Raw genomic sequence first — 18049 nt, 5'->3', positions numbered from 1 at the left:
TAGAAATTAGGAGCTTTATAAAGATTAAATAGCAGTTAGTTTACTATAATTTTCTTGGTTACTTTTTTATCACCATCATTTATGTTTAATAAGTACATACCAGATTGTGCATTATCTAAACTTATAGTTTGATTAAAATCACCGGTATTTCTATAAGATTGATTCAGTATAGAACGCCCTCTAATATCAAACACTTCAACATTAATATCCTTTCCTGAATTAGACTTTAGCTTAATTGTAAATTGTCCATTGTTTGGATTAGGATAAACAAAAAAAGTATCTTCTAAACTAATTTCGTCTACACTTAAAATTGGTCCAGTACCACTTTGGCATAAGGTTAACGTAATCGTATTCCATGTTGCTTGATTACCGTCCCCTACATTTATGTCGGTTGCAAAAAATATCCACTGCCCATCAGAATTTTGACCATCTGCAAAGCTTAACGGGTCTAATGGTAAAGTATCTGCGCCACTAGTTGTATTACCACAATCTACGGCATTACCTTCGTCATCAAAAGTTAAATTCACGTCTGCACTTCCAGGACATATACCAGAAGCTAGGCGTTCAACACCGTCCGCTTGAAAAGGTGCTCTAATTCCATAATATAAATCCGCATTATCATTATGGGTAATGTCTACATTAACGTTTAAATCTGTAATTGTAAAAGAATCATTAATAGTCAATAACCACCCAGAATATTGGGTGTCACTTTCTGGAATAGTAATTCCAGCGTTAAATGTATAGTCAGTACACTGATCAATTGGCCCATAAGTATAGTCTCCAACAGCAAAGAATTGTTCATTTACCGAAAAGAAAATGTTGCCAACAGCCTCTACCATTACTCTACAATATGGAGCTGTTACATTAGGCACGCTAATATCATGACTACCATCATTAGGTACATTAGAGGCTAAAACAGTATCAAAAGTTTGTCCTTCGTCTGTAGATAATAGAATATTAACATTGGCAGTATTAACACCCAATCCTGTTGTCCCAGCTACATTCCAAGTTATAGTTTCCGTTTCTCCAGGAGTCCATACAATTGAATTTGCTACAGCTTGAGAAGTAACCATAAATGGTCCTGCTGCTGCTGCAACATCAATTAACATAGCGTCAGAATCTGATTGACCACCGCGAGCATCATTGTCTCGAACTGTTAATTGAAAATTCATACTTCTCGACGTTCCTGGTAATTTTTCCCAATCTGTCGAACCATTACTATCCATCAAATCAGGAAGGTTTGGCACATATCTTACTGGGTTCGATGTCCCTTCAAATGAACGAACAAGTGGGCCAGATGATGTCGATTCTGTTGGCACACCTGCAGAACCCAAATCAAATTGTTCCCATGTGTATGTTAATGAACCTGTTCCATCTGAATCAGTAGCAGAGCCTGTTAATTTATAAGGTGTCAACCTTGGAATTACATAATCCGCTCCAGCATCAGCAGTTGGGGCAGAATTTCCTGTATCTGTTTGATCTCCACATTGACTGTTTCCGCTTATAAGATTAAACCAAATTCTTTGTATACTTCTTTGATGAAAATAAATATCAGTAAATGTTTGAACGTTCTGGTCGCCACATAATCCTGCATAGCCCATAATAGTAGAACCGCTACCTGGCTCATAGGCATCTGCAGATGATCTTTGGCTAAGGGGGCAAGACCCGTTATTGACATCAGAATTCCATGTGTGAGGTGACCCATATTGGTGGCCCATTTCATGCGCAACATATTCATAATCAAAAATATCACCTACTGGTGCTGGCAACCCTGTTACTCCTCTGGCTTTAGACCCTGTTAAACAAGGTGAGTTTAAGGTTGCTACTCCTCCTCCTCCTGTACTAAATACATGTCCAATATCGTAGTTTGCAGATCCAATTACATTATCTAAATTGGTTTGGTTTTGACCAAGCATCATACCGCCATTATCATTTGTATAAGGATCAGTTGTTATATATATAATATCCAAATTGTTAGGTATTATCGTCATGTTTAATGACAACTCTCTTTCATACAAAGCATTAACACGAGTCATAGTAACTACCATAGCCGCCAATACAGCATTCTTACGTTCTGCAATAGGTGTTGCTATTGTTAAACCTGCTGCTGTCCAATGAAACTCAGCATATTCTACAGTACAAGCTAGAGCCAATCTGAAATTTCTCATCTTACCATCATTTGCATTTCTGAATTCAGATTCACTAACGTTTGGAATATCAATTTGTAACCCTTCTTCTTCAAACTGACATTCAAAGCTCTTGTTTTCAATAGGCAAGTCTTTACGTGAATAAACAGCATACACATTAGTGTTTTTTACATAAGGATCGATATATTGCGTGCCTTTTTCTGAAGAAAGCGTCATAGTATGCAAGCCTTGAGGTGTTACACTAAAACGGATAACTGTAGAAGGGTTTTCAACACTTACTCCTACGTAAGATCTAATATTTGGTACTTGCCGTTGTAGTTCTGGAGCCAGTATTGAAGCTTCTTTAATTCTAAACGATTCCAACTTTCCATCTGAATCAGGGAAATCTAAAATTAAGTTTGATAGCTCATTTGAAACCTCTCTATTAGGAGCATTTGTTAGCTCTTGTTTCAACAGCTCTAAATTTAACTCATAAAATTGGGCTTGTTGCGGAATAGCTTTTCGTTCAACTAGTTTAGCGTTTACAAAACGTTCTTTTGAGGTTTTAGTCCACAAGCTTTCTCTGTTTTGAGAAAAACTCAACGTAGTGAAAACTAACAGTAACGCTAAAGCTGACAAAGCTCTAATGTATTTCTTTTTCATAACTGATTAAGGTGTTTGTTAATAATGTGCTATAAAAATAATGCTTGATGCCTTAATTAACAAGAATTAAAGTCTAAAACAAATTATATATTTTAATAATATGAAAATTTAGATCTATTTAATCTGTTCTTTAAGCTTCATTGCTTATAAAGACAAATATTTTATTTCTATTAGCTTTAGTAATGATAGAGTTCCTCAAACAATAAACAGTATAGGAGTTTAAATAAAAAAAGCCCCTAATATTAGGGGCTTTTTTTATTCTTCTTGTGATTGTTCAATCACAAAATCTTCCATGAACTTTGTGGTATAATTACCTGCTAAATAGTCTGGGTTTTCCATGAGTTGTCTGTGAAATGGAATAGTTGTTTTCACTCCTTCTATAACAAACTCATCTAGAGCACGTTTCATTTTATTTATTGCTTCTTCTCTTGTTTGAGCAGTAGTAATAAGTTTTGCAATCATTGAATCATAATTAGGCGGTATCATGTAACCTGCATAAACATGCGTATCTAAACGAACACCATGTCCACCTGGCGCATGTAATGTTGTAATGCGTCCAGGAGAAGGCCTAAAATCGTTAAAAGGATCTTCTGCATTAATTCTACATTCAATGGAATGTAAATTAGGCGTATAGTTTTTACCCGAAATAGGCACACCTGCTGCAACTAAAATTTGCTCTCTAATTAAATCAAAATCAATAACTTGTTCTGTAATTGGGTGCTCTACTTGAATACGCGTATTCATTTCCATAAAGTAGAAGTTCCTGTGCTTATCAACTAAAAATTCTACTGTCCCAGCACCTTCGTATTTAATGTATTCGGCGGCTTTTACCGCTGCTAAACCCATTTTTTCGCGAAGTTCATCTGTCATAAATGGTGATGGCACCTCTTCCGTTAGTTTTTGATGCCTACGCTGTACCGAGCAATCTCTTTCAGATAAGTGACATGCTCTACCGGTTGAATCGCCTACAATCTGAATTTCAATATGTCTTGGCTCTTCAATAAGTTTTTCCATATACATATCATCATTCCCAAATGCGGCTTTAGATTCTTGTCTTGCTGAATCCCAAGCGGCTTTTAAATTTTCTGGTTTCCAAACAGCGCGCATTCCTTTTCCACCACCTCCAGCAGTAGCTTTTAACATCACTGGATAACCTACCTCGACAGCTAATTTTTCACACTCTTCAAAATCAGCTATGATTCCATCGCTTCCTGGTACACAAGGCACTCCTGCAGCCTTCATAGTAGCTTTAGCAGTTGCTTTGTCTCCCATTTTGGAGATCATTTCTTCTGATGCTCCAATAAACTTTATACCGTGCTCTTCACAGATTTTTGAAAACTTGGCATTTTCTGATAAAAACCCGTAGCCTGGATGAACAGCATCCGCATTAGTAATTTCTGCGGCAGCTATAACATTCGACATTTTTAAATACGACTCACTACTTGGCGCAGGACCAATACAAACCGCTTCATCTGCAAACTTTACATGAAGGCTTTCGGCATCTGCTGTTGAGTAAACCGCTACGGTTTTTATACCCATTTCTTTACAGGTTCTAATAACTCTTAAAGCTATTTCCCCTCTATTGGCTATTAATATTTTTTTAAACATAACTTGCTGTATTAAAAATTTCAAATTCCAAGTTCCAAACTCCGTAAGTAGGATTTTTGGCCTAAAATTTGGGATAAGAATTGGAATCTTTAAATGGTTATGACGGGTCTATTAAGAAAAGTGGCTGATCGAATTCTACTGGTGACGAATCGTCTACCAATACTTTAACAATCTTACCTGAAACTTCAGATTCAATTTCGTTAAATAGCTTCATGGCCTCAATTATACAAAGCACATCTCCTTCTTTAACGGTTTGACCAACTTCTACAAACACAGGTTTGTCAGGAGAAGGTTTACGGTAAAGCGTCCCAATTATAGGTGATTTAACGGTAATGTATTTTGAATCATCAGATGCTGCTGGTGTTTCAGCTGCTGGTGTTGCTTGTGCAACTGGAGCAGGCGCTGCTTGAGCTTGGGCAACCGGTGCATTAACAGGAACTTGCTGAACAAATGTTGTAGTTTCTTTTTCATCACTACCCGTTCTGATGGTAATTTTAATATCGTCAGTTTCTAACTTGACTTCACTTGCGCCAGATTTAGCAACAAATTTTATTAAATTTTGAATATCTTTTAAATCCATAATAATTCAATTTTTAGAAATTGTTAGTGTTTGTTAGTTAGGAATTATATGCCCATTTTAAATATATAGAACCCCAAGTAAATCCGCCACCAAAAGCAGCAAAAATAAGATTATCGCCTTTTTTTAATTGAGATTCATAATCGTTGAGTAATAAAGGTAAGGTTGCAGATGTTGTATTGCCGTACTTTTCTATATTCATCATTACTTTTTTCTCATCTAAACCCATTCTGTTCGCCGTAGCATCAATAATACGTTTGTTCGCTTGGTGCGCTACCAACCAAGCTACATCATCTTTTGAAAGATTATTACGACCCATTATCTTATCGGCAACATCTGCCATATTAAATACGGCATTTTTAAATACTGTCTTTCCGTCTTGAAACACAAAATGCTTGCCTTCAGCAACAGCTTCAGGTGTTGATGGATAAGACGACCCTCCATATGTTGCTTGTAGAAACTCTCTACCTGCCCCATCGCTACGCAAATATTCGTCTTGTAGCCCTAAACCTTCTTCATTAGGTTCAAACAGTACGGCTCCAGCGCCATCCCCAAAAATTATACAGGTAGCCCTGTCTTTATAGTTTATAAATGAAGAGTTTTTATCAGCACCTATAAGTAGTATTTTCTTGTATTTTCCAGACTCAATATAGCTGGAAGCAGTAGACATACCGAACAAAAAGCTTGAACAAGCCGCTTCCAAATCAAAAGAAAAAGCGTTTGTTGCTCCAATTTGAGTTGCAGTGTAAGCCGCTGTTGATGCAGCTTTCATATCTGGAGAAGCTGTTGCAACAATAACCAAATCTATTTCTTTAGGGTCTAAACCTGTTTTGTTAATAAGGTCGTTTGCTGCATTAATGGCAAGGAATGAAGTGCCTTTTCCATCTTCCTTTAAAATACGTCTTTCTTTTATACCAGTTCTTGTAGTTATCCATTCGTCATTAGTATCAACCATAGTTTCCAAAATTTGGTTGGTTAATACATATTCTGGTACATAGCCACCTACAGCTGTAATGGCCGCTGAGATTTTACTCATACTAAAATAAATATTTCACTAAAATCGTAAAAAAACACTGATTTCGTTTGAAAAACAACAAAACCAGCTAGATTCTAGTCTAATTTAATGCAAATTAAGTGGTTTTTGCGTTACTTAAAAATTTATCATAAAAAAAACGCCCATAAATGAGCGTTTTATTATATGCATGCATAATACTTATGCTAAATTTTCAACCTCTTCAGAGTTATCAATTAATACTTGACCTCTATAATAAAGTTTTCCTTCATGCCAATGCGCTCTGTGGTATAAGTGCGCTTCTCCTGTAGTAGGACACGTTGCAATTTGCGGAGCAGTTGCCTTGTAATGTGTTCTTCTTTTATCTCTTCTTGTTTTCGAGATTTTTCTTTTAGGATGTGCCATTTTTATTATTGTTTATCCGTTAATAGTTTCTTTAATGTATTCCATCTTGGATCCGTTTCAGAATCCGAATCTTTTATTTTATCCGTTTTAGGACTTAATTCTTCCAATTTATCAAGTATTTCTGAACCAAATGTGCCATCTTCAACTCCGGGATGAATTCTTTTACCTGGTACAGCTAAAACAATAAGTTCATAAATATATTGCTGAATATTTACTTCATATGCTCCATGTGGCAAAACCAAGAGATCTATTTCCTCATCATTAAATTCTTCACCAAATTTAACTACTAAATCAAAATCACTTTTTACATCTTGATTGTAGGGTTCATTGGTTAAATCGCAATGTACATTTACATATCCAGAAATATCAAAGTTCAGTTCCAACAAGGTTGTTTTTTTGTTTAACCCTAATTTGACTTCTAGTGAAGCGTCATTAAAGTCTTGATAATCAAAAAAATCAAAGAACGTTTTGTCTATTTTATACTCAAATTGATGTTTTCCTTCTTTAAGCCCTACAAAAGGTATTGTAAATGTTTTCAATTCCTTCATTCTCCATCTATTTTGAGCCTGCAAATATATAAAATATTCTTTAGCTTATGCTTACTTATAAACATTTTTTTGTTTATATCTTTTTTTGACCTGTTTTTAAAGGATTTTCACTCAATCGTTTGTTTTCTAATCGGTTATTGTAAAGTTGAATAGCTAAAAAAATTGCTTCTTTAAACGAATTTTCGTTAGCTTCACCTTTTCCTGCAATTTCATAAGCTGTACCATGATCTGGAGACGTGCGGATTTTTGATAAACCAGCAGTGTAATTTACCCCTTTTCCAAAAGAAAGTGTCTTAAACGGAATTAATCCTTGGTCATGATAGGCCGCAACAATAGCATCAAAATTTTTATAATTTTCTGAACCAAAAAAACTGTCTGCTGCATAGGGCCCATATACCAGTTTGCCATTGTCGACTAAAGCTTGCAATGCTGGTCTTAATACCTCATCGTCTTCTTTGCCGATTACGCCATTATCACCCGTATGAGGATTTATGCCCAAAACAGCAATTTTAGGTCTTCTTATGTTGAAATCGGCTTGAAGCGCATTATAAATTGTATTAATTTTTTTATCAATAAGTTCCTTTGTAATGTAATTAGCCACATCTTTAACAGGAACATGGTCCGTTAACAAACCCACCCTTAAGTTGTTAGAGACCATAAACATTAAACTATCACCTTCCAGTTCTTGCGTCAAATAATCGGTATGGCCTGGAAATTTAAATTTTTCGGACTGTATGTTGTGTTTGTTAATTGGAGCAGTAACCAAAACATCAATTTCATTTGCCTTTAAAGCTTTTGTTGCTTTTTCTAAGGACTTAATGGCGAGTTCTCCCATTTTAACATCTTCTTCGCCAAAATTAATTTCAACGCGTTCTTGCCAAGCGTTAAATACATTTATTTTACCATGAATAACTTCGCTTAACTTATTAATTCCATTGAAAGAGACATCAAACTTAAAATGGTTTTTCAAAAATGATATGGTTTTTACAGAAGCAAATATAACAGGCGTAAAAAGCTCAAGTGTTCTATTGTCTTGAAGGGTTTTTAAAATTATCTCGCCTCCAATACCATTCAAATCTCCTATTGAAATACCTACAATAACATTTTCGTCTTTCTTCATTTAGATTGTAACTTAAGTTTGTAATTTTGTTTCGCAAATTTAACTAAATAATCTCAACAGATGTTTACAGGAATAATTGAAACTATTGGAAAAGTAAAAGAATTGATTCAAGACCAATCAAATGTACATCTAACTATTGAGTCGGATATTACACCTGAACTTAAAATTGATCAAAGTGTTGCCCATAATGGAGTATGCCTAACTGTCGTTTCTATTAAAGACAAATTATATACTGTAACAGCAATTGAAGAAACTTTAGCTAAAACAAATTTAAATAGTCTTCTTATTGGAGACTCAATTAATTTAGAACGGGCTATGAAATTAGGCGATAGGCTAGATGGGCACATTGTTCAGGGTCACGTGGATCAGACAGCTGTTTGTGAGCATATTGAAGCATCCAATGGAAGTTGGTTGTTTACGTTTTCTTACGATAAATCCCTTCATAACATCACCATTGAAAAAGGGTCTATTACCGTAAACGGCGTTAGTCTTACTGTATTAAACTCAAAAACAAACATGTTTAGTGTAGCTATTATTCCTTACACCTATGAACACACTACATTTAAACACTTAAAAATTGGCAGTATTGTAAATTTAGAATTTGATGTTGTGGGCAAATATGTAAAAAAGCTGTTTGAGCTTAATAACTAAAGATATACTTATTTTGCTTTTAAAACTCTAAAAGCGCCATAAAATAACCCTAAAATTAAAGTGAAAATCACACCTCCATCAATAGGTAATCCCGGTGGTGGTGGTGGCTGTGGTGGTGGTGGACCAGTTTGGGCAACGCAAACAAAGCTTATTAGCAAAAATAAGATTGAGGCAACTATTTTTTTGTTTTGCATTTTCATTGGTCGGTAAATGTATAAAAAAAAGCGATTTAACAAAACAAAAAAACAGTCTTAATGTCTTTTAAGTGTAAAAAACATCGATTAAATGCATTTTTGTTGTTAAATTCGCTATTAATACTATTCGTATCCAAATATATATTTTTTTTAAATAACATTTTCCTTTTAAGTTTTAAATAATTGTAATCATGGTCTTTATAAAAACTTTATAAGGATCAATAAATTGTGATAACTCTCATTAAAACTTAAATAAGCGTTTTAAAATATTACTATAGCTTAATCGTCGATATGTTATTCACAGTTTGAATTAACCTAAAATAACTCAAATACTATTTATACTAGCTAAATAGAAAAGCAATATAGCATAAATCACTAAAGAGCCAATAGGATAAAAGAGAACAAATACGCCATTTCTAAATCTCAATTTTTTAGATTCATTAACAAATTCATTCTCGATTTTTAAATACTTTTTATTTGGAATAAACAGAAAAAAATGAATAGCAAGTAAAACTAAAGCAATTATTACAACTTCAATTATACTTACATTGTTTGAAGTTATGATTTCGATATTTAAAAAAATTATTAATGAAACATTTATTATGAATAAAATTACTAGCGATGAAAAAGACATTAAAAACATTGCGCTGTAAGGTGCCAATTCTCGCTCTCCTATTTTATTTTTACTAAAACTATACAATCTGTAATAAATATACTTATAGGCATTCCATATTTTACTCATAATTGTTTTTTTTAATCAATTGTTAGTTAAAATTCTATCTGCAAAGAAAAATATGGCTTTTAGTTAAATAACATACAATTCTCTCATAAGACAAGATTTTACCTAATGTTTCTCCAACTCTTTCGATGCCTCCAAAAAAACCCAACAAATATTTTATGTAGGTGTTATATTTATTTGATATTAACAAAAAAGCCTTGAATATCTTTTTGACAATCAAGGCTTTACAATCTTTAAGAAGTGGTCCCACCTGGGCTCGAACCAGGGACTTTCTGATTATGAGTCAGATACTCTAACCAACTGAGTTATAGGACCTATTAGCTATTTGCTAATACACTCTTGCTTAAAAGAGTGTGCAATATTACTACATATTTTAAAACTCTACAAGAATTTTTATTTCTTTATATCTTGGCACAACTCGATTAAAACACCATTGGTTGACTTTGGGTGCAAAAATGTAACCAACTTGTTGTCTGCTCCTTGTTTCGGGGTTTTATTAAGTACTGTAAATCCTTCGTTTTCCAATCTTTTAATTTCAGATTCAATATCATCAACATCAAATGCAATATGATGAATGCCCTCACCTCGTTTTTCTATAAATTTAGAAATTGGACTGTCTGGATTAGTGCCTTCTAAAAGTTCAATTTTGTTTTCACCAATCTTAAAAAAAGAGGTGTTCACCCCTTCGCTTACCACCTCTTCTATTTTATAGTGCGATTCTCCAAACAATTTCTTGAATAAATCGTTAGAGTTTTTCAAATCTTTAACTGCAATTCCAATATGTTCAATCTTATTCATGATAAGTAAGTTACGAATTTTGATTGCAAAAGTAAGATAATCTTCAAATATCCGTTATTTTTGCATCATGGAAGAAAGTCAAAGACAAAAGAAAATAGCATCGGTTTTACAGCACGACCTTGTAGATATTCTACAGAAAGCTGCCACACAAGGGGGTATGCATGGCGTTCTTATATCTGTTTCTAAAGTAAAAGTTACAGTTGATTTGTCTGTGGCAAAAGTTTACCTAAGCATTTTTCCTAACCAAAAGGCCCAAGAGCTAATAGTTGGTATTCGTTCCAATGCCCCTTTAATTAGACACGAACTAGCCCAGCGTACAAAAAATCAATTAAGACGCATGCCTCACTTGGAGTTTTTTGTTGACGATTCTTTAGAATATATTGACAAAATAGAGCAATCCCTAAAAGGCACAGACAACCCAATTGATGACCCTGACCTTTTAGATAAACGAAAAAAATCGTAATTGAATTTCTCTTTATATATAGCTAAACGTTATTTGCTTTCAAAAAGCAGTAACAATGCTATAAACTTTATTACGCTTATAACAGCTTTTAGTGTTATTATTGGTGCGTTATCTTTATTTGTTGTATTATCTGGATTTGCTGGGCTAAAAGATTTCACGTTGCAATTCACTTCTTTAATCGACCCGGATCTTAAGGCTGAATCTGCTATGGGCAAATCATTTAACCTCTCTGAAACCGAAATTAAAGCCTTAAATGACATCCCACAAATAGTTTCATTTTCAAAAATTGTGGAAGAGCGCGTCTTTATCTCTTTTGATGGTAAAAGCTATCCCAATGCGTTTATAAAAGGTGTAGATTCTAATTACGAAAAAGTTACGCGAATAGATTCTGTTGTTCCTATTGGGAGTTGGCTGTCCCATCAGACCAACCAAATTGTTACGGGTTGGGGAATTGCCAACCGATTGTCTATTGGTGTTTTAGATTATGGTAAAACTGTAGATTTATACATACCAAAACCCGGAAGGGGACAGATTACAGATATTAAAAAAGCCTTTAATTCCGTAAATGCTGTAAATGTTGGTGTTTTTGATGTAAACGAAACTCTAAATGATAAATATATTTACGCACCTATTGAAATGGCGCAGCATTTAGTAAACTATAACAGTAATCAAATTTCAGCCATTGAATTTAAGTTGGTGCCAAATGCCGATGAAAATCAAACCCGTGAAGCTATACAAAATGTTCTAGGTGATACTATTGTTTTAAAAAACAAATCAGAACTTAATGATGCGCTTCATAAAATGCTAAACACCGAAAACTTAGCTGTTTATTTAATATTTACCCTGATTCTAATCATTGCGCTTTTTAACCTTGTGGGCTCAATTATTATGATGATACTGGACAAGAAAAAAACACTACACACTTTATTTAATCTAGGAGCAACTATTAAGGATATCAAAAGGATATTTTTTCTTCAAGGTAGTTTAATGACTTTAATTGGTGGGGCTGTTGGGTTAATAATTGCACTGTTATTGGTTTGGCTACAAAAAACTTTTGGGTTTGTTATGCTTACCCAATCTTTGCCTTATCCTGTTTCAATAAAAATAGAAAATATAACTTTAGTGTTTGTAACCATAAGTGTTTTAGGAATAGGTGCTTCAAAAATTGCCTCGTCAAGAATTACCAAAACCCTAGTGTCTAATTAGATAAATTGGTAATCGGAGAAATTTTCAAGAACATCGTCAAAAGCCTTAAAGACATCTTTTGAGTCATCACTGGTCACCATACGCATTCTATATTCTTTAAAGTTTGGAATACCTTTAAAATAATTGGTATAATGGCGTCTGGTTTCAAAAACACCTAACTTCTCCCCTTTCCAATCTATTGCCATTTGTAAATGACGCCTAGCTGCCTCAACGCGTTCTGCTAACGAAATTGGCGCTAAATGTTCACCTGTTTTAAAATAATGTTTCACTTGTTTAAAAAACCACGGATTTCCAATTGTTGCTCTGCCTATCATACATCCATCCAATCCATAGCTGTCGCGCATTTCCATAGCGCGTTCGGGAGAATCTACATCACCGTTGCCAAAAACTGGAATATGCATTCTAGGATTATTTTTCACTTCAGCTATAGGCTTCCAGTCGGCACTACCTTTATACATTTGAGCGCGTGTACGTCCATGAATAGAGATTGCTTTACAGCCCACATCTTGCAAGCGCTCTGCAACCTCAACAATTTTTATGGAGTCATGATCCCAACCCAGGCGTGTTTTTACTGTAACAGGTAGGTTCGTACGTTTGACCATTTCGGCCGTTAGGCTTTCCATTAAACAAACATCTTTTAATATACCTGCTCCAGCACCTTTACTTACTACCTTTTTTACAGGACAGCCAAAATTAATATCAATAATATCGGGATTAGACTTTTCTACAATATCGATAGTTTGCAGCATACTATCCAGATTTGCACCAAAAATCTGAATACCCACGGGTCTTTCTTTCTCATAAATATCCAACTTCATAACGCTTTTAGCTGCATTACGAATGAGTCCTTCACTAGAAACAAACTCCGTGTAAACGACATCAGCACCTTGTTCTTTGCATAGTGCACGAAACGGCGGGTCGCTTACATCTTCCATTGGTGCTAAAAGCAATGGAAAATCAGGAAGTTCTATGTCGCCTATTTTTATCAATTATTTAAAGGTTAAAGTAAAATCTAATGTGTCCTTTTTACGTTCAACACGAACAACTGTAGAATCTCCTGACTCAAAAACCGATAAGGCTCGCATATAACTCATCATGTCTACAATAGCGCTATCACCTAATTGTACGACTACATCACCTTTTATTAATCCTGCTTTTTGCGCTGGTTTATCTTCGCTTATACCATCTATGCGCATACCTTTACCATCGTATAAATAATCTGGAACCACACCTAAACCAACCTTAAACCGAGGCGTCTCCTCGCTTTCATTTTTTGTTTTTCTAAAAGCTAGTTTGCCGTTATCATTTAAATCGGATATAATTTGAAAAATGTAGTTTGAAATGGTTGCCATCCCTTTATAATTCAGCTTATCAAAATCGTCTCCTGGTTTGTGGTAATCCTCATGCTGGCCTGTAAAAAAATGTAATACTGGTATATCGGCCAGATAAAATGATGTATGGTCACTTGGGCCTACACCAGATTCTTTTTCAATTAGTTTAAAGTTGTTATTGTGCGAACTTAATGTCTGCTTAAATATCGGTGATGTTCCCGTTCCATAAACGGCCAATGTGCTGTCTTGCTTTAAACGCCCAACCATATCCATATTAATCATATAACTCACCGCTTTGGTATCTATTGTTGGATTTTTAACGAAGTAGTTAGAGCCTAGAAGACCCATTTCCTCGCCAGAAAAGGCAATAAAAACATAGTTGTTTGCCGTATTTACACCCTTAAGTTTTCCAGCTAAATCTAGCATTACGGCAACACCGCTCGCGTTATCATCAGCACCATTGTGGATAGCTTTTTTACCTTTATGTAAAGAGCCTTCTCCGCCATACCCTAAATGGTCATAATGTGCTCCAATAATTACAGTATTTTGAGCATTGTTATTAATATATCCAACAACATTTGTCCCTGTTACGGTACCATCTTCAGCAACATTAGTAAAGGCGACTTCACCATGAGGATCGTTTGAAGGTTTAAAGCTAAAAGCTTGATAATACTTTTCAGTTCCTTTAGGTTCAATTCCCATTTCAGCAAACCGTTTCGCTATATATTCGGCAGCTTTTTGCTCACCTACTGTTCCTGTTTCGCGCCCTTCTAATTTGTCATCAGCCAAAAACGTAACATCTTCCAGTATTTTACTTTCATATAAATGCTCTTTCTTACAACCTAGTAGCGTTATAAAAAGAACCAATAGCGATATTTTCTTCATGGTAATAATCTTATTTTTGGCGAAATTAAGCAATAATTGGCACATATATCAATTGAAAACCTTATGAAAAATTATATTTATATCTTAATATTACTCATAACCGTTTCTTGTAAAACTGACAAAAGCAAAACTACAGATGCTGATTCTGGTGCTACAAAATGGGTTGATTCTCTAATTTATCCTGAAGAAACGCATTTTAAATCTATTAAACAGGTTACTTTTGGTGGCGATAACGCTGAAGCTTATTGGAGTTTTGATGACAAGCAACTCGTATTTCAATCGAATAATGAAGGGTGGAATGTTAATTGCGATCAAATGTTTTTGATGAATGTTGGCGAAACTTTTAAAGATAACATGCCTCCTATGGTCAGTACTGGAAAGGGCCGAACAACCTGCGCTTACTTTTTACCAGATAACAAACACATTATTTATGCCTCAACCCATTTAGGAGGAGACGAATGCCCCGAAACACCATTACGTAAAAACGGTAAGTACATATGGCCAATTTATGACACCTATGATATATTTGTCGCCGATTTAGAAGGTAATATTACAGCACAATTAACCAACGAAAAAGGGTATGACGCTGAACCAACGGTTTCACCTAAAGGCGACAAAATAGTTTTTACATCAGATAGAAGTGGTGATTTAGAATTGTACACTATGAATCTTGACGGTAGTGATGTGAAACAAATTACTTTCGAGTTGGGTTATGATGGTGGCGCTTTCTTTTCACCAGATGGTACAAAAATTATTTTCAGATCATCTAGACCTAAAACCGAAGAAGAAATTAAAGAATACAAAGATTTACTTGCCGAAGGACTTGTTCAACCAACACAAATGGAACTTTATATTTGTAATGCCGATGGTAGTGATTTACGCCAACTTACAGATTTGGGCAATGCCAATTGGAGCCCGTTTTTTCACCCTAGCGGTGAGAAAATTTTATTCTCTTCAAATTTTGAATCGGAAAGGGGTTTTCCTTTTAATTTGTACTTGATTGATATCGACGGCAAGAATTTAGAACGTGTGACCCATAGTGATACCTTTGATGCCTTCCCTGTGTTTTCTAACGACGGAAAAAAGTTGATATTCTCTTCAAACCGAAACAACGGTGGTGGTCACGACACCAATTTGTTTATTGCCGAATGGCAAGATTAATTAGTTATCAGATTTTTCCAAACGGTCACGTTCAGATTTATCCTTGGTCCTTTGATTAGTTTCTAAACCGGTATTACCAAACTTGTAGCTAAAGCCTAGCTTTACGTATCTGTTGTCAATATTTAAAAACCGTGAATTATCTTGTCTTAAATATTTCGCCCTAACTTTATAGTCCTGTTGATTAAATAAATCGCCAGCAGATAAGCTTATTGAACCACGCTTATTAAGTATTGTCTTTTTTATGGCCAAATCACTGTAAAGCTGTGCATCTACAATTTGAAAGCCTTGTTGGTTTTTACTAATGTATACCAATGTAAATGTAAACGATAAACTATTGTCCTCTAAAAATGAAAGTGAATTGCTCCATTCGGAATAATTTGACCAAGTATCCATTTTTAAAAGACTGCCATTAATTCTGGCCTGTTCTTCAATATTATAAAATGACGTTGCAAAGTACACATTCCACCATGATGTAAAATTAAAATAAGCCAGAAAATCAAAACCAAAATCTATAGTGCTTTCTAGGTTTGTGGGTGTATAAATTAATAGGTTATTATCATTGTCCTGCAATGGTAATTCCATAAAATTAGATTGGATGTCTTTATAATAGGCTTCAACAAAAAAACTGTAATTTAAAGACCCTCCTACGACAAAGTGATCTGTAAGGGCTGGTTGTAAATTAGGATTTCCGGCTACAATGGTATTATCATTTAAAAAGAACCTAAACGGGTTTAACGACTGATAATCTGGACGTTTAATGCTACGCTTGTAATTTGAATAAACACTTATTTTTTCAGAAGCCTGGAAACTTAAGCTTGCTGTTGGAAACCAATTGAAATAATCTTGTGTTAAGGTGTTGTTTGTTACAATTGATTTTCCTTCAATATCTGATTGTTCAACCCGTAAGCCTAAATTTAAATCCCACCTCTCCCAACTTTTGTCAAATTCACTATAAGCTGCCAATACATTTTCTTTATAATCAAATGCATTTGAGTTATTGGGGTCGAAAGAAGGGTTTCCGTTTATAATACTATATTGGTTAATCTCGCTATCGGTATTCACAAAAGACCCTTTCACTCCAAAAGAAAGTGATCCTGTGTTTTCTGATAATGGCAAACTGTAATCAGCTTGAGCGGTATTGATTAAGGTGTTTTGTTTAGATACGGTTTCAAATGCATTTGAAAAATTTAGATTACTGTCAGGGAAGTAATAGTTACTATTAACTTTTTGGTCCCTGTTATAATCATAAGTTGTTAAGTGGGCGTTTAAAGACAGTTTGCTGCCGTTGTTAAGATTGCTTACATAATCTAAATCAAAACCTAAATTATGCTTGTTATCAGAAGAGTTGTTGGTATTGTCAAAATTATATAACGGATTATAACTAGGGTCAAAAACATTGGTTTGTCCATTAATTTTATAATCAAACTTGGGCAGAAATAATAAGTTAGACGAAAAGCTTAACGTGTTATTGTTGTTTATAAAATAATCAAAATTGGTGTTTATGGTATGGGTTTGTGACTTGGTTGTTCTATCAAAATTCGATTCCCATCGTTCGTAAATAGCATCATTGTTATCAATAAAATTAACCTGTTCGTCACTTACGCGAGCAATTTTATCGTTATTATAACTATAGCTTGCAAAAACATTAATTTTATTGTTCTTATAAAAATTAGTGGTTCCGGCATTATATCTAGGATAAACCCCTTGAGTGTAATTGCTAAACACAGTGCCGCGATATCCTGTAATGAGATTTTTACCCATCACAATGTTTATAACAATCCCATCAGTTGCGTCATATTTTGCTCCAGGATTTGTAATAACCTCAACAGACTTAATACTGCTAGCCGGTGAACCTTCTAATAAATTCATTAGCTCACTGCTGCTAAGCTGCACCTTTCTATCATTAATATAAACTGTTGGCGTAGCATTTTTAACCGATAACGAGCCGTCTAAAACCAATACACCAGGCGTACTTCTCATAACCTCCATAACATTACCTTCACTTAAAGCCGTATTTTCAACATTAAAAACCAATCTATCAGATTCTTTTTTAACCGTTGGCTTTTTAGCAATAATAGAGACCTCTTCTAACGATTCAGCTGATTCTTCTAAAACAATATTGTTAAGCTGAATGTCGTTATTTTCAACTGAAATATTTTGATATACAGCTTTAAAACCTATAAAGCTTGTCTTTAGTATATAGGAACCTGAACTAACATTTTTAATTTCAAAAAGACCTTTGTTGTCTGTAGTACTTCCTTTTACTGCCGTAGAATCGGTTACAGAGAGCAACACCACATTAGCAAAACTAACAGGGTTTTGTTGAGAATCTGTTACATTTCCAGAAACCAAAAAATCTTGTGAATAAAGCATAGAAGACGCTAAAACACTGATAATGAAAAGACTGATTCTGAAAGTGAAATTCATTGAGTTAGTTTGGAATTGCAATATAAAAATTGTTTTAAACTTTTAATTACGGTTTTACCGTAAATGAAAATTGTACAACAATATTGTTGGTTTTAAATATTTAAAGCATAATAAAACAATTATATTTGCAAACTA

General features: G+C 34.4%; 17 protein-coding genes and 1 tRNA gene. 4 read left to right on the top strand and 14 right to left on the bottom strand.

The annotated features are described in order from the left end of the window. Positions 1-35: 35 nt before the first annotated feature. The 7 genes from K7G76_RS01255 to pdxA form a co-directional block, all read right to left on the bottom strand. The gene (locus tag K7G76_RS01255) at positions 36-2789 is read right to left on the bottom strand and encodes a zinc-dependent metalloprotease (protein ID WP_223032387.1); all 2754 of its coding nucleotides are present in this window, start codon (positions 2787-2789) and stop codon (positions 36-38) included. Positions 2790-3044: 255 nt separating this feature from the next. Beyond that, complete coding sequence (gene accC, locus K7G76_RS01250) at positions 3045-4397, bottom strand: acetyl-CoA carboxylase biotin carboxylase subunit (RefSeq protein ID WP_223032386.1); 1353 nt, start codon at positions 4395-4397, stop codon at positions 3045-3047. Between the two features lie 97 nt (positions 4398-4494). Beyond that, positions 4495-4977 (bottom strand): acetyl-CoA carboxylase biotin carboxyl carrier protein, encoded by a 483-nt coding sequence (accB, locus tag K7G76_RS01245; RefSeq protein WP_223032385.1) that lies wholly within the window; start codon positions 4975-4977, stop codon positions 4495-4497. Between the two features lie 37 nt (positions 4978-5014). Continuing rightward, positions 5015-6010, bottom strand: coding sequence for a beta-ketoacyl-ACP synthase III (locus tag K7G76_RS01240; protein ID WP_223032384.1), 996 nt, complete (start codon positions 6008-6010; stop codon positions 5015-5017). 177 nt (positions 6011-6187) lie between these two features. Further along, a complete protein-coding gene (gene rpmF / locus K7G76_RS01235) occupies positions 6188-6391 on the bottom strand; it encodes a 50S ribosomal protein L32 (RefSeq protein ID WP_103050696.1) in 204 nt (67 codons plus the stop codon). 5 nt (positions 6392-6396) lie between these two features. Next, positions 6397-6939: a YceD family protein gene (locus K7G76_RS01230; RefSeq protein ID WP_223032383.1), complete on the bottom strand. Its 543-nt coding sequence runs from the start codon at positions 6937-6939 to the stop codon at positions 6397-6399. A 73-nt stretch (positions 6940-7012) separates the two neighbouring features. Further along, complete coding sequence (gene pdxA, locus K7G76_RS01225) at positions 7013-8059, bottom strand: 4-hydroxythreonine-4-phosphate dehydrogenase PdxA (RefSeq protein ID WP_223032382.1); 1047 nt, start codon at positions 8057-8059, stop codon at positions 7013-7015. A 60-nt stretch (positions 8060-8119) separates the two neighbouring features. On the opposite strand from pdxA, the gene K7G76_RS01220 reads away from it, so the two are divergent. Further along, positions 8120-8710 carry a riboflavin synthase gene (locus tag K7G76_RS01220; RefSeq protein WP_223032381.1) on the top strand — a complete coding sequence of 197 codons (591 nt, stop codon included), beginning with the start codon at positions 8120-8122 and terminating at the stop codon, positions 8708-8710. 8 nt (positions 8711-8718) lie between these two features. Here K7G76_RS01220 and K7G76_RS01215 read toward each other — a convergent pair whose 3' ends face one another. From K7G76_RS01215 to mce, 4 genes are all read right to left on the bottom strand, one after another. Continuing rightward, on the bottom strand, positions 8719-8904 hold the full coding sequence (locus tag K7G76_RS01215) for a PID-CTERM protein-sorting domain-containing protein (RefSeq protein WP_255572894.1): 186 nt from the start codon (positions 8902-8904) through the stop codon (positions 8719-8721). Positions 8905-9229: 325 nt separating this feature from the next. Continuing rightward, a complete protein-coding gene (locus K7G76_RS01210; RefSeq protein ID WP_223032379.1) occupies positions 9230-9646 on the bottom strand; it encodes a hypothetical protein in 417 nt (138 codons plus the stop codon). Positions 9647-9884: 238 nt separating this feature from the next. After that, positions 9885-9958: transfer RNA gene (locus K7G76_RS01205), tRNA-Ile, on the bottom strand. Between the two features lie 78 nt (positions 9959-10036). Further along, on the bottom strand, positions 10037-10441 hold the full coding sequence (gene mce, locus K7G76_RS01200) for a methylmalonyl-CoA epimerase (protein ID WP_223032378.1): 405 nt from the start codon (positions 10439-10441) through the stop codon (positions 10037-10039). 67 nt (positions 10442-10508) lie between these two features. Between mce and rbfA the strand changes: the two genes are divergently transcribed. Both rbfA and K7G76_RS01190 read left to right on the top strand, forming a co-directional pair. Beyond that, positions 10509-10904: a 30S ribosome-binding factor RbfA gene (rbfA, locus tag K7G76_RS01195; RefSeq protein ID WP_223032377.1), complete on the top strand. Its 396-nt coding sequence runs from the start codon at positions 10509-10511 to the stop codon at positions 10902-10904. Beyond that, positions 10905-12110 (top strand): ABC transporter permease, encoded by a 1206-nt coding sequence (locus tag K7G76_RS01190; protein WP_223032376.1) that lies wholly within the window; start codon positions 10905-10907, stop codon positions 12108-12110. Here K7G76_RS01190 and dusB read toward each other — a convergent pair. Both dusB and K7G76_RS01180 read right to left on the bottom strand, forming a co-directional pair. After that, positions 12107-13099, bottom strand: a complete 993-nt coding sequence (dusB, locus tag K7G76_RS01185) for a tRNA dihydrouridine synthase DusB (protein ID WP_223032375.1) — start codon at positions 13097-13099, stop codon at positions 12107-12109. The genes K7G76_RS01190 and dusB overlap by 4 nt on opposite strands. Next, positions 13100-14326 (bottom strand): M28 family peptidase, encoded by a 1227-nt coding sequence (locus K7G76_RS01180; protein ID WP_223032374.1) that lies wholly within the window; start codon positions 14324-14326, stop codon positions 13100-13102. It abuts the gene before it with no gap. A gap of 63 nt (positions 14327-14389) precedes the next feature. On the opposite strand from K7G76_RS01180, the gene K7G76_RS01175 reads away from it, so the two are divergent. Next, the gene (locus tag K7G76_RS01175; protein ID WP_223032373.1) at positions 14390-15487 is read left to right on the top strand and encodes a TolB family protein; all 1098 of its coding nucleotides are present in this window, start codon (positions 14390-14392) and stop codon (positions 15485-15487) included. Here K7G76_RS01175 and K7G76_RS01170 read toward each other — a convergent pair whose 3' ends face one another. Then, the gene (locus tag K7G76_RS01170) at positions 15488-17914 is read right to left on the bottom strand and encodes an outer membrane beta-barrel family protein (protein WP_223032372.1); all 2427 of its coding nucleotides are present in this window, start codon (positions 17912-17914) and stop codon (positions 15488-15490) included. Positions 17915-18049: the final 135 nt, after the last annotated feature.

Origin of the sequence: Hanstruepera marina (assembly GCF_019880635.1) — a bacterium.
GTDB classification, from domain to species: Bacteria; Bacteroidota; Bacteroidia; order Flavobacteriales; family Flavobacteriaceae; genus Hanstruepera; species Hanstruepera marina.
The sequence above is the reverse complement of the archived record's forward strand: the minus strand, read 5'-3'. Positions and strand labels throughout refer to the sequence as shown.

Coding starts and splice junctions, on each gene's coding strand:
- K7G76_RS01215 (WP_255572894.1), bottom strand. CDS start 8,904: ATGCAAAACAAAAAAATAGTTGCCTCAATCTTATTTTTGCTAATAAGC.
- K7G76_RS01180 (WP_223032374.1), bottom strand. CDS start 14,326: ATGAAGAAAATATCGCTATTGGTTCTTTTTATAACGCTACTAGGTTGT.
- rpmF (WP_103050696.1), bottom strand. CDS start 6,391: ATGGCACATCCTAAAAGAAAAATCTCGAAAACAAGAAGAGATAAAAGA.
- accB (WP_223032385.1), bottom strand. CDS start 4,977: ATGGATTTAAAAGATATTCAAAATTTAATAAAATTTGTTGCTAAATCT.
- K7G76_RS01175 (WP_223032373.1), top strand. CDS start 14,390: ATGAAAAATTATATTTATATCTTAATATTACTCATAACCGTTTCTTGT.
- K7G76_RS01220 (WP_223032381.1), top strand. CDS start 8,120: ATGTTTACAGGAATAATTGAAACTATTGGAAAAGTAAAAGAATTGATT.
- K7G76_RS01240 (WP_223032384.1), bottom strand. CDS start 6,010: ATGAGTAAAATCTCAGCGGCCATTACAGCTGTAGGTGGCTATGTACCA.
- K7G76_RS01170 (WP_223032372.1), bottom strand. CDS start 17,914: ATGAATTTCACTTTCAGAATCAGTCTTTTCATTATCAGTGTTTTAGCG.
- K7G76_RS01255 (WP_223032387.1), bottom strand. CDS start 2,789: ATGAAAAAGAAATACATTAGAGCTTTGTCAGCTTTAGCGTTACTGTTA.
- K7G76_RS01210 (WP_223032379.1), bottom strand. CDS start 9,646: ATGAGTAAAATATGGAATGCCTATAAGTATATTTATTACAGATTGTAT.
- pdxA (WP_223032382.1), bottom strand. CDS start 8,059: ATGAAGAAAGACGAAAATGTTATTGTAGGTATTTCAATAGGAGATTTG.
- rbfA (WP_223032377.1), top strand. CDS start 10,509: ATGGAAGAAAGTCAAAGACAAAAGAAAATAGCATCGGTTTTACAGCAC.
- accC (WP_223032386.1), bottom strand. CDS start 4,397: ATGTTTAAAAAAATATTAATAGCCAATAGAGGGGAAATAGCTTTAAGA.
- K7G76_RS01230 (WP_223032383.1), bottom strand. CDS start 6,939: ATGAAGGAATTGAAAACATTTACAATACCTTTTGTAGGGCTTAAAGAA.
- mce (WP_223032378.1), bottom strand. CDS start 10,441: ATGAATAAGATTGAACATATTGGAATTGCAGTTAAAGATTTGAAAAAC.